This is a genomic window from Caballeronia udeis (assembly GCF_001544555.2).
In the GTDB taxonomy this organism is placed as follows: Bacteria; Pseudomonadota; Gammaproteobacteria; order Burkholderiales; family Burkholderiaceae; genus Caballeronia; species Caballeronia udeis.
Genome location: NZ_FCOK02000093.1, coordinates 25,938 through 35,499, shown reverse-complemented (window position 1 = coordinate 35,499; position 9,562 = coordinate 25,938). Strand labels below are relative to the sequence as shown.

The window sequence follows — 9,562 nt, the reverse complement described above, 5'->3', positions numbered from 1 at the left end:
CCCTCAATGCAGAGCGCGACACACCAATCAAGATCCGCCAAAACAAGTATCTGAACAACATAATCGAACAGGATCACTGGGCAATCAAGCGTCGCGCTCGGCCCATGCTCGGGTTTAAGACCTTTCGGTGCGCACGCATCCTGCTGAGCGGCATCGAACTGATGCACATGATCAAGAAGGGGCAGTTGAAAGGCAGCAGGATAGGCCAGACTCCCGCCGAGTAGTTTTATTCATTGGTCAAATAAGTTATCCATATCATTATGAATTTTTCTCGCCTGGATATCCTTATTGCGACAGAACCCATCGAACAGCTTGTCCAGGCTCTTCAGCTTACTCATCATCGGTCATCAGTTCGTGTAGTCCGACGACTCTAACCCATTCACTGTCTCCGTTTGCACCAAAACCAGTCGGGCCACGAGCACCAAGATCGCATAGTCGCGCTCGCCGCCAGGTGTGCTGCGATCGCAGCAGGCGAGCAATCGTTCGACCTGATCGGGAGGCAACGACCTGGGCAGGTGTGACAGTCTCCAGCATGCAACGCCAGGCAGAGTGCGAGCCAAGTCTGTCTGAATGGCACCACGCTGCAGTAGAAATCGCAGGAACGAGCGCAGCGCGGTGACGGCCATCTTGCCTTGGCTGCGACTCACGCGCTGGATCACAGACGTGTACCTGCTCGGCATCCTGCAAAAGGCGACTGGACATGACTCGACAGGCCAGGTCGCGGTTGCCTCGGTGAATACGCTCACACCGTCAAACACCGACAAGATTGCTGTCGTACGCATTGGGATTCGCCACAAGTTCTAATCGAGGGGGCCTCTTTAACAACCCAGCAGGGGAGGCCCCTTGCCGAAACCGTCATCTGGAAGACGATATGAATTCAGCTCGTAAGAAGCTGAAGGAAATACTGGGACGCGAAAGCCTGACGATCTGCCCTTTGGTCTACGACTCGCTATCGGCCCATTCGGCGGGGAGTGCCGGTTTTGAGATTGGCCTGATTGCCGGCTCTGTGGAGTCGATGATGGTGCTCGGCGCGCCGGATATCGCGCTAGTCACGTTGACCGAGCTCGCACAGATTGCGGCACAAGCATGTGGAGCGTCGGCGATTCCGCTTCTGGTAGACGCTGACCACGGCTACGGAAATGCCCTCAATGGCGCGTGCACCGTTAAGGAACTGGAGAACGCCGGCGTAGCGGGATTGACCATCGAAGACTACGTGTTGCCGCGTCCATTCGGCGTGTCGAAGGCGACGCTCACGTTCATTGAGGAGTGGATGGGCAAGCTGCTTTCAGCGCTGGACGCTCGATCTGACCCTGGGCTCGCAATCATTGCGCGAACGAATGTCACTGCGAGCAGCATGAGGCCGAATGCATTGCGAGGCTACCCCTCCAGAGATTCTTAAGCAGTGTCCCGAACCGCTTGCCGAGCCGGGTATCCTGGAAGTTGCACCCGATGACCTCGGAATCCAATCACGTTTTCTGTATGAATCTTCCAAAGATTTAATTTTTCATCATGGTTACGCAAGCCTATCATCATCATCGCGACGTCAAAGGGTGAGAGACCGGTGTGATCGTTAATAGGATGACGAAGGCTTTCGAACTTCAAGATAGGTCACCACCGTAGCGGTGCTGCGGCAGCAACCATATCGCAACAAGCTCAGAATCGAACGGATATGAGTCGCCTCAAGATATCAATCTGCAGCATCGATATCGCTCGCGCATGTTTGAGACTGCATCATGATGCGCCCGCGCTAGCTCGCTACTGATTGTTCAGAGGTTCGATCATTGAATGAATTTTTGATAGATGACTCGTGATTTCGCCGACGGCTTTGCTTTCATTACGGTCTTTAAGATGTTTCAGGAATCGACGGCGATGCCGGACAATGTCGTAGCCGAATGACTTGACGACGTACATAACATAGGGGCGCAGGATCGTCGCGAGCGCATCGTTGATAATGACGAGAAGCTGATTGCCGGTGCAAAGCGCGAGCAATCGGTAAAATTCGAGACTCGCTTCCATCCGGGCTTCGAAATCCTTTTGAGCAACGAATTCCGCAGTCTGACGCACATTTTCCTCAAGCGCCTCAATGTCTTCGTCCGTCGCGCGATGTACGGCAAGCCTGACGATCGTCTCTTGAATGAGAATTCGTGCTTCGGCGATCTCTGACAGGGATACGCGTCCCAGACTACGAAAGTCCGCGATGGATTGCGCCACGGTATTGCGCGTGCCGTCCAGGATAACCGCACCCCCGTTCGTTCCCTTGAGCAGCTTGACGATCCCGGCTCCTTCTAGCGAGCGAAGCGCTTCCCTCAACGCCGCGCGGCTCACCGAAAACTGTTCTGCCAGGATCCGCTCGGCGGGCAATTTGTCACCGGGTCTCAGCTTACCGTCTGATAGATCTTGCCGGATCTGGCTGCAGATCTCTTCGAAAACTCGCTGGGGCTTCACGGCTCGAAACTGCTGCGCGGGTCGCCGCACTGATGTTTCTTTCTTTGCGTCACCGGAATTCATATCTGCCATAGGTCTGATCAATATAGGTTATCAGGAATAGTGTACCTCCGTTTTCCACTCCAGAGAGTCGGGCATCTGACACTACAAGGTCGACCCCTATTAGAAAAAGCGATCGTAGCGGATGCTGCCAAGAGAAACTTTTTGCGCCACAAGCATCCGCACGAGCACCTCGATCATTGGCGGTGGTCCCGCCAAATAGTAGTCGTACGTGGCAAGGGGGGCGGGCAGATTGCGTTCGAGCAGTTCGTGGACGAAGCACACATCTCCGCGCCAGCCTGCGCCTGCCGCTAGAGCTGCTACGGAAACGGACGTGTGCACGCGAGTGGGTGTCCCGGTCAAGATTAGCTGCCCAAACTCCGGAATATCCGCGGGCCCGCGGCCGCCGTAAAAGAGCCAGCGGGTGCCAGGTCCCGGTTCGCCGGATTGTTGAGCGTTGACGATTGACACGACCGGTGCCAGCCCAGAGCCGCCTGCCACGCAAACTATGTCGCGTGATGTGTGAGGGCGAAGATAGGCGAGCCCGAGGGGGCCCTCAATATATATCGAATCGCCTATTTTCAATACATCGAACAGATAGTTACTCACAAGACCATCGGGGACGCGGCGAATCATGAAGCCCCATTCACCCGCCTTATTGGGCTGATTCGACATCGAATACGCGCGGGACCGATGTAGGCTCGGCAAATTCAGGACCGCATACTGGCCGGGTAGGAAGCAGGAAGGGCCTACTGCAGCAAAGACAAATTCCCGAATGTCGGCAGTGATGTCACGGCTCGCCACGAAGCGCGCCTCGAAGCGCAATGACGGCACTGGCGCGATGAACTCCGGTGCAACACGGGTCCTGATTTCACAATTGGTCAAGGGTGTGCATTGACAGGCGAGCACACGATTGCGCTTACGTTCTCTAGCACGGATGCCCGGGGCGGCTGGCATTAGGTCCTCAATCTCTCCCGTGACGAGTTCGATCTTGCAGGATCCGCATCCTCCCGCATTGCATTCGTAGGGAATGCCAATGCCAGCGCGTAAACCAGCGCGCAGGATGTTTTCTCCCGGTTCGCAAAAATAGGAATATTCAGTGTCGGCAACACGGATTTGATAGGGCGCAGCTCTCGGCATGGTGGGTTCATTCCTCTGATGTGATCTTTGGATTCAAGTATCTGAAAATTAGAAAAATAGTAAGGATAGTTAATGGTCTGTCCAATTCGCAAGAGTAACGTACAAAAAATCCGGAGCGCGCCCGTCCTCGCACCCCTTCCACCATTGCTCCCATCAAATTTGCATGCGGATGCCTGAGGGAAAACGATAGCTCGAATAATGGAAAAACGAATGGACAGACCAATATATACATTCTATCTTACTGAAAACGAAGGAGACATCAGATGGCTATAGGCAACAGGCTTGAGACAGAGGTGTACCGCAGGGGGTGTCAACGGAAGCCAACGCGTGGCAGGTTTGCGAATGCGTGCCGGCACATCGTGAAGGCGGTATTCACCTGTGGATGGTGTGCTTCGACCTTGGTTGCTGGAGGCGCCTGGGCCACCGACTATCCGGACAGGCCAGTGCGGATGGTTGTGCCTTATCCGGCGGGGGGCACAACCGACATCATCGCCCGCGTGCTGATGAGCAAGGTGTCGACTGGTCTCGGCCAGCCGGTGGTGTTACTCAACAGGCCGGGTGCGAGTGGCGAACTCGGCATGGATATCGTTGCCCACTCCAGGCCCGATGGCTACACCGTGGGCTTCGGCAATAACGGACCAAACGCCATTGCACCGAGCGTGCGTGAAAAGCTTGGCCAGCAGAAGCTTGCCTATGACCCGGTTCGAGATTTTCAACCGGTTGCCCTTGTTGCCGAGCAGCCTTTGATTCTTGTTGTCAACGCTTCGTCTCCGGCGAAGACGGTCAACGATTTCGTGAGGGAGGCAATGGCCCATCCCGGCGCGATTAGCTTCGGTTCCACTGGCATCGGTTCATTCTCACACGTCACAGGTGAGCTGTTTGCGACCGCCGCGAACGTAAAATTGGTTCATGTCCCTTACAAGGGGGCGCCGGAAGCACTGCAGGATCTGCTCGCCGGCCGTATCAACTCGATGTTCGCCACGTATCTGGATGCGTCGCCGTATCTTAAATCAGGAAAAGTTATAGCACTAGCGGTTAGTAGTATTAATCGACTTCCGTTTCTACCAGAGGTCCCGGCGATTGCGGAAACGGCGATTCCGCGGTTCTCGGCTGTTGGATGGTTCGGCGTACTGGCGCCTGCGGGCACGCCGCGTGTAGTGGTTGAGAGACTCCACCAGCAGATTGCGACCGCCGCGAGCCTTCCAGACGTGAGGGAAAAACTCCTGTCGCTCGGGTTCATACCTGCAGTGTCAGGTCCCGATCAGTTTGCTAACCGTATCAAGACCGATGTTGCGAAATGGGACGCACTAATGAAGCAACCCAACGTTAACCTCAACTGATCCAAACCGCGTCGTTGCACTTGATTGCCCGTCGGTTACCCGGCGGGCAGTGTAGCGGCGCCTCTATCCTTCAAGTCAGGTGATCTCGATGACTCAAGAAATCATAGCCGGCGAGGTATTGCCGAAGTCGGTATGGGCGCAGTTGGCAGGCGTACCGTTTGCTCAATCCTACTACGACGTAAAGGGGATCCGCACGCGGGTCCTCGAAGCAGGGGAGGGAGAGCCGCTCATTCTGCTGCACGGTACAGGAGGTCACGCTGATGGTTACCTGCGCGTGATCGGCAAGTTGGCAGAGCGATTTCACGTTTATGCGTTGGATATGCTTGGTCACGGCTATACCGACACAGCCAACGTAGAAATTGAAATCGAAGCTCTCAAGGCGCATGTCTCGGATTTTATCGACACAGTCACATCCGGTCCGGTGATCTTGTCGGGTGAATCACTCGGGGCTGTTGTCGCAAGCTGGTATGCCATCGAAAACCCCGAGCGCGTCAGGCGCCTAGTGTTGAACACCGGCATTCCGATGCCTCTGGATGCCCAGGGAAAACAGCAGGTTCAGGACGGACTAGAACGTTCCAGGCAGGCTTCTTCGGCGTTGACGCGGGAAGCGATTGCGAAGCGGTTGGCGTGGTTGATGCTCAATCCCGAGATGAGTGTGACCCCCGAATTGATTGACATCCGATACGACATCTATGCGCAACCTGGGCGAGCGAAAATACTGGCCGGCATCGCCCAGACAGTGATGGGATCACTCGTGAGCGGAGCATGGGACGACACCTGGCTAAATTCGTCGTCGCTACGAGACGTGGCGTGCCCGACGCTACTGATATGGACTGGGCACAATCCGGGCCAATCCGCCGAGCGGGCCGCCGAAGCAGCTAAATATATCCCGGACCATCGCATGGTCGTGCTGTCTGGTAGTGCGCATTGGCCGCAATGGGAGGAGCCCGAAGCCTTCGTCAGGCATCACGTCGATTTTCTTTGTCAGTAAAGCAAACCATGTCAAATTTCTTTCAAAGCCCAATTGCGACGATACCGTCTGATACCACGTTAGCGGATCTCATCGTAGACAACGGCGAGCGCGGCCAGTTCAAAGTGCATCGGAGTGTGTTTCGCGATGATGGCATCCTCGCGCTAGAGCGCGATCGCATCTTCGATAGGTGCTGGCTTTACATGGGGCATGCATCTGAGTTGCCGGCGGCGCAGAGTTTTGTCCGGCGAATGGTCGGCGGCAGGGATGTCCTGCTGACGCGGACCAAAACCAACGAGTTCAAAGCGTTTTTCAATTCGTGCTCGCATCGCGGTGCGCAGGTATGCCGCGAAGCGGCGGGCCGCAAGTCGGCATTCCAGTGTCCTTATCACGGCTGGGTCTACGACAGCGATGGTCGACTCGTTAACGTTCCGGGACGCGACGCGGTGCCCGAGAGCTTCAACGATGATGGTTCGATGAATCTGAAGGGCGTACCACGTCTGGATGCGTTTCGTGACTTCATTTTTATCTGCTTCGATTCGGAGGTCACATCGCTGTCCGATTATCTGGCCGATGCGAAACCCTACCTGGAGTATGTGGCCGACCAGGGTGCTCAAGGTATGGAGATTGTGGGCGGAACTCAGGAATATAGTTCGCCGGCGAATTGGAAGTTGTTGCAGGAGAACAGTGCGGACGGTTATCACGGCGCCACCACGCACGCATCATATCTGGATTATCTGAAAACGCGGGACGGAGCGGCTCCGCAGTTCGATCCAGCGCTCACGTTTGGCAATGTGCGCGACCTTGGAAATGGGCACGCAGTCGCGGAGTCTGTTGGAAACATGCCTTGGGGACGGCCGTATGCGCGCTGGGTACCGGGCTTTGGCGAAGACGCGCGCGCAGAAATTGAGCAGATCGAGCGCGAGACGCTGGAGCGACTCGGCGCCGAGCGGGGAGAGGTCGTCACGCGGGGCGATCGCAATCTCCTGATTTTCCCGAATCTGGTCATCAACGACATTATGGCGATTACGATCCGCACGTTCTATCCAATTGCTCCGGGCCGAATCGATATCAACGCGTGGGCTCTTGCCCCCCGGGCGGAAAGCGCCGCGTCACGCGATCGACGGTTGAAAAATTATCTGGAATTCCTGGGACCGGCAGGGTTTGCCACACCCGATGACGTCGAGATGCTCGAAATGTGCCAGCGCGGCTATGAAAACGTAGGCGGCAACGAATGGAACGACCTCTCTCGCGGCATGTTGCGAGATAAGCCATTCAAGTCCGATGAACTGCAGATGAGGGTGTTCTGGCGCCGCTGGCGCGAACTGATGTCACGAACTCCCCGCGAAGGAGTCGCCCGATGAATGCGCCTTCGATCAACGCGGTCAGTGAGTTCCTGTATTACGAAGCTCATCTTCTCGATACGTGGCAACTGCGAGAATGGGCCGATCTCTTCGCCGATGACGGTGTCTATCTCGTTCCACCGCCCAGTGAACCGGAGGGTGATCCTTCGCACACGTTGTTCCTGATTTACGATGACCGCGATCGCATCCGCGAGCGCGCGATCCGTCTGATGAAGAACACGGCTCATGCGGAATTTCCCAAATCGGTGACGACACATCTGATCAGCAACATCGCAATCACCGCTGTTGATGCCGAGCGACTCTCGGTGAGGAGCACGTTTGTCGTTTATCGTGCACGCGGCGCCAAATTCGACGTATTTCCAGGGCACAGCAGGTACGAGATGAGTACCAACGTACAGGGTGGCATCAAAATTCATTCAAAGCGCGCAATGCTGGGTATCGAGGCACTGCGGCCGCAAGACAAGCTAACGATTATTCTCTAAAAAGAGGTCGCATATGAATCAGAATTCAGGCGGCGTCGCGCCGCAATACGACAGGCTCGCCTATGTTGCGCTGAACGTGACGGACCTAGCGGCGTCCAGACATTTCTACGAGCACGAAGTGGGACTGCAGTTTTCCGGTAAGGGGCCGCTGGGCGAGCTGTACCTTCGCTGCGGCTACGCGCATCACTGCATGGTGCTCTACACAGCGGCGAAACCCGGACTGAAGCGCATCGCGTTCGAGATGGCGGACAGTGTGGCGTTGCGGGACCTGAGAGACCGCGTGCAAGGTCGCGGACTGGCGACCCATGAAGTCCAGCAGGAGCATTACGTAGCCAAAGCCGCCGATGGTGCTTTCCAGATAGTCGAGCCAGTGACTGGCGTGACGCTGGAGTTTTTCTCGGGTATGGAGGCATTTGGTGGACAGCCCTTCGTTCCCACGGTCGCGAAGATCCAACGCCTCGGCCATATCGGCATCCGTTCACCTGATATCAAGTCGACTGCTGAGTTTTTCATGAGCGTGCTGGGCTTCGCCTTGTCAGATTTCGTGGATTCGAAAGCGTATTTCCTCCGCTGTCCACCCAATCCGTTTCATCACTCGATGGCGCTAGGCCACGGCGCCGAGGCGGGTTTGCATCACATCAACTTCATGGTCAGCGAGATTGATGACGTTGGCCGTGGCATCGCGCGCTTTACGAAGGAAAGCATACCAATTGTGCATGGGCCGGGGCGGCACCCGCCCTCGGGAAGTGTGTTTCTGTACTTCCTTGACCCAGATGGTATGACTGTCGAGTACAGCTATGGCATGGAAGAGTTTCCGCCGGGCATGGACGCCCGCAAGCCCCGTATGCTGGCACCGGTGCCCGAGTCGATCGACTACTGGGGCAGCATGCTCGACAAGCGCAAAGGCATCGCCGGTGAGATCGAACCTGCGGACTTCCACGCCGATGCGGAAGACGTGCCAGCTTCGGCAAGCGTGTCGCAAAATGGCGGCTAGGATGAGCGACCTGGAATCATTGCGTGGACGGGTCGCAATTGTCACCGGCGCCGGCCAGGGAACGGGGGGTGTTGGCAGGGCCATTGCGCTGTTGCTCGCGGCGCGCGGCGCGCACGTTCTAGTGACCGACATTGCATCGAGCGTCGAGCAGACTGCCACAGAAATCGTGGCAGCGACTTCGGCGCAGGTATTGCATGTGGTGAGCGATCTGTCGCACGAGGCGGGAGCCAACGAGGTCATTGACCGCGCGGTTGAGCGATGGGGGCGGCTTGACATCCTCGTGAACAATGCCGGCGGGGGGATCATTCGGCCATTTCTCGAACACACACCACAGACCTTGCGCGAGACGGTGGACCGTAACTTGTGGACCGCCATCTGGTGTTCATACTTCGCACTGCCGCATATGCGTAAGCAGAGTTTCGGACGCATCGTCAACATCGGCGCGGACTCGGTACGAAACGGTTTGTGGGACCACGCTGGCTACAACGCTGCGAAGGGTGGTGTGCATGGGATGACCACCGGTCTTGCGCGCGAATTCGCCGCGCAGGACATTACTGTCAACACTGTTGCTCCGTGTGTGGTCGATTCGGAGCGGTTGCGTACCCGTATGCAGGAACAGCCGGAGTTGACCGGGAAGGTGCTAGGCATCGTACCCAAAGGACGTGCTGTTAAAGCGAGCGAGATAGCCAGCCTGGTGGCTTATCTGGCGAGCGAAGACGCGGCGTTCATCACGGGCCAGGTTGTTTCGATCAACGGCGGAAGCACGATGCTGTAAAGACATTTCCCGG

At 56.6% G+C, this 9,562-nt stretch carries 12 protein-coding genes; 9 read left to right on the top strand and 3 right to left on the bottom strand.

Features of this window, described 5'->3' with window-relative positions; all coding sequences use genetic code 11:
* The 3 genes from AWB69_RS39340 to AWB69_RS39325 form a co-directional block, all read left to right on the top strand.
* The coding region (locus AWB69_RS39340; RefSeq protein ID WP_156529139.1) for a DDE-type integrase/transposase/recombinase at window positions 1–224 on the top strand (224 nt) is incomplete at its 5' end.
* Window positions 225–615: 391 nt separating this feature from the next.
* The gene (locus AWB69_RS48350) at window positions 616–804 is read left to right on the top strand and encodes a hypothetical protein (RefSeq protein ID WP_062092179.1); all 189 of its coding nucleotides are present in this window, start codon (window positions 616–618) and stop codon (window positions 802–804) included.
* A 67-nt stretch (window positions 805–871) separates the two neighbouring features.
* Window positions 872–1,399: an isocitrate lyase/phosphoenolpyruvate mutase family protein gene (locus tag AWB69_RS39325; protein WP_062092178.1), complete on the top strand. Its 528-nt coding sequence runs from the start codon at window positions 872–874 to the stop codon at window positions 1,397–1,399.
* Here the strand turns inward: AWB69_RS39325 and AWB69_RS50985 are convergent.
* The 3 genes from AWB69_RS50985 to AWB69_RS39315 all read right to left on the bottom strand — a co-directional run bounded on the left by AWB69_RS50985 (window position 1,341) and on the right by AWB69_RS39315 (window position 3,624).
* Complete coding sequence (locus tag AWB69_RS50985) at window positions 1,341–1,466, bottom strand: transposase DNA-binding-containing protein (protein ID WP_156529138.1); 126 nt, start codon at window positions 1,464–1,466, stop codon at window positions 1,341–1,343. The genes AWB69_RS39325 and AWB69_RS50985 overlap by 59 nt on opposite strands.
* 289 nt (window positions 1,467–1,755) lie before the next feature.
* Complete coding sequence (locus AWB69_RS39320) at window positions 1,756–2,517, bottom strand: FadR/GntR family transcriptional regulator (RefSeq protein WP_062092177.1); 762 nt, start codon at window positions 2,515–2,517, stop codon at window positions 1,756–1,758.
* A 90-nt stretch (window positions 2,518–2,607) separates the two neighbouring features.
* Window positions 2,608–3,624 (bottom strand): 2Fe-2S iron-sulfur cluster-binding protein, encoded by a 1,017-nt coding sequence (locus tag AWB69_RS39315; RefSeq protein WP_063978003.1) that lies wholly within the window; start codon window positions 3,622–3,624, stop codon window positions 2,608–2,610.
* Window positions 3,625–4,073: 449 nt separating this feature from the next.
* On the opposite strand from AWB69_RS39315, the gene AWB69_RS39310 reads away from it, so the two are divergent.
* The 6 genes from AWB69_RS39310 (at window position 4,074) to AWB69_RS39285 (ending at window position 9,549) form a co-directional block, all read left to right on the top strand.
* A complete protein-coding gene (locus AWB69_RS39310) occupies window positions 4,074–4,964 on the top strand; it encodes a Bug family tripartite tricarboxylate transporter substrate binding protein (RefSeq protein WP_197500426.1) in 891 nt (296 codons plus the stop codon).
* Window positions 4,965–5,052: 88 nt separating this feature from the next.
* Window positions 5,053–5,955, top strand: a complete 903-nt coding sequence (locus tag AWB69_RS39305; RefSeq protein ID WP_062092174.1) for an alpha/beta fold hydrolase — start codon at window positions 5,053–5,055, stop codon at window positions 5,953–5,955.
* 8 nt (window positions 5,956–5,963) lie between these two features.
* Window positions 5,964–7,298, top strand: a complete 1,335-nt coding sequence (locus AWB69_RS39300; RefSeq protein WP_063978002.1) for an aromatic ring-hydroxylating oxygenase subunit alpha — start codon at window positions 5,964–5,966, stop codon at window positions 7,296–7,298.
* Entirely contained in the window at window positions 7,295–7,780 is a 486-nt protein-coding gene (locus AWB69_RS39295) for an aromatic-ring-hydroxylating dioxygenase subunit beta (RefSeq protein WP_062092173.1), read from the top strand. The genes AWB69_RS39300 and AWB69_RS39295 overlap by 4 nt, the downstream gene beginning before the upstream one ends.
* Before the next feature lie 13 nt (window positions 7,781–7,793).
* Window positions 7,794–8,774, top strand: a complete 981-nt coding sequence (locus AWB69_RS39290; protein ID WP_062092172.1) for a VOC family protein — start codon at window positions 7,794–7,796, stop codon at window positions 8,772–8,774.
* A gap of 1 nt (window position 8,775) precedes the next feature.
* A complete protein-coding gene (locus tag AWB69_RS39285) occupies window positions 8,776–9,549 on the top strand; it encodes an SDR family NAD(P)-dependent oxidoreductase (RefSeq protein ID WP_197500425.1) in 774 nt (257 codons plus the stop codon).
* Window positions 9,550–9,562: the final 13 nt, after the last annotated feature.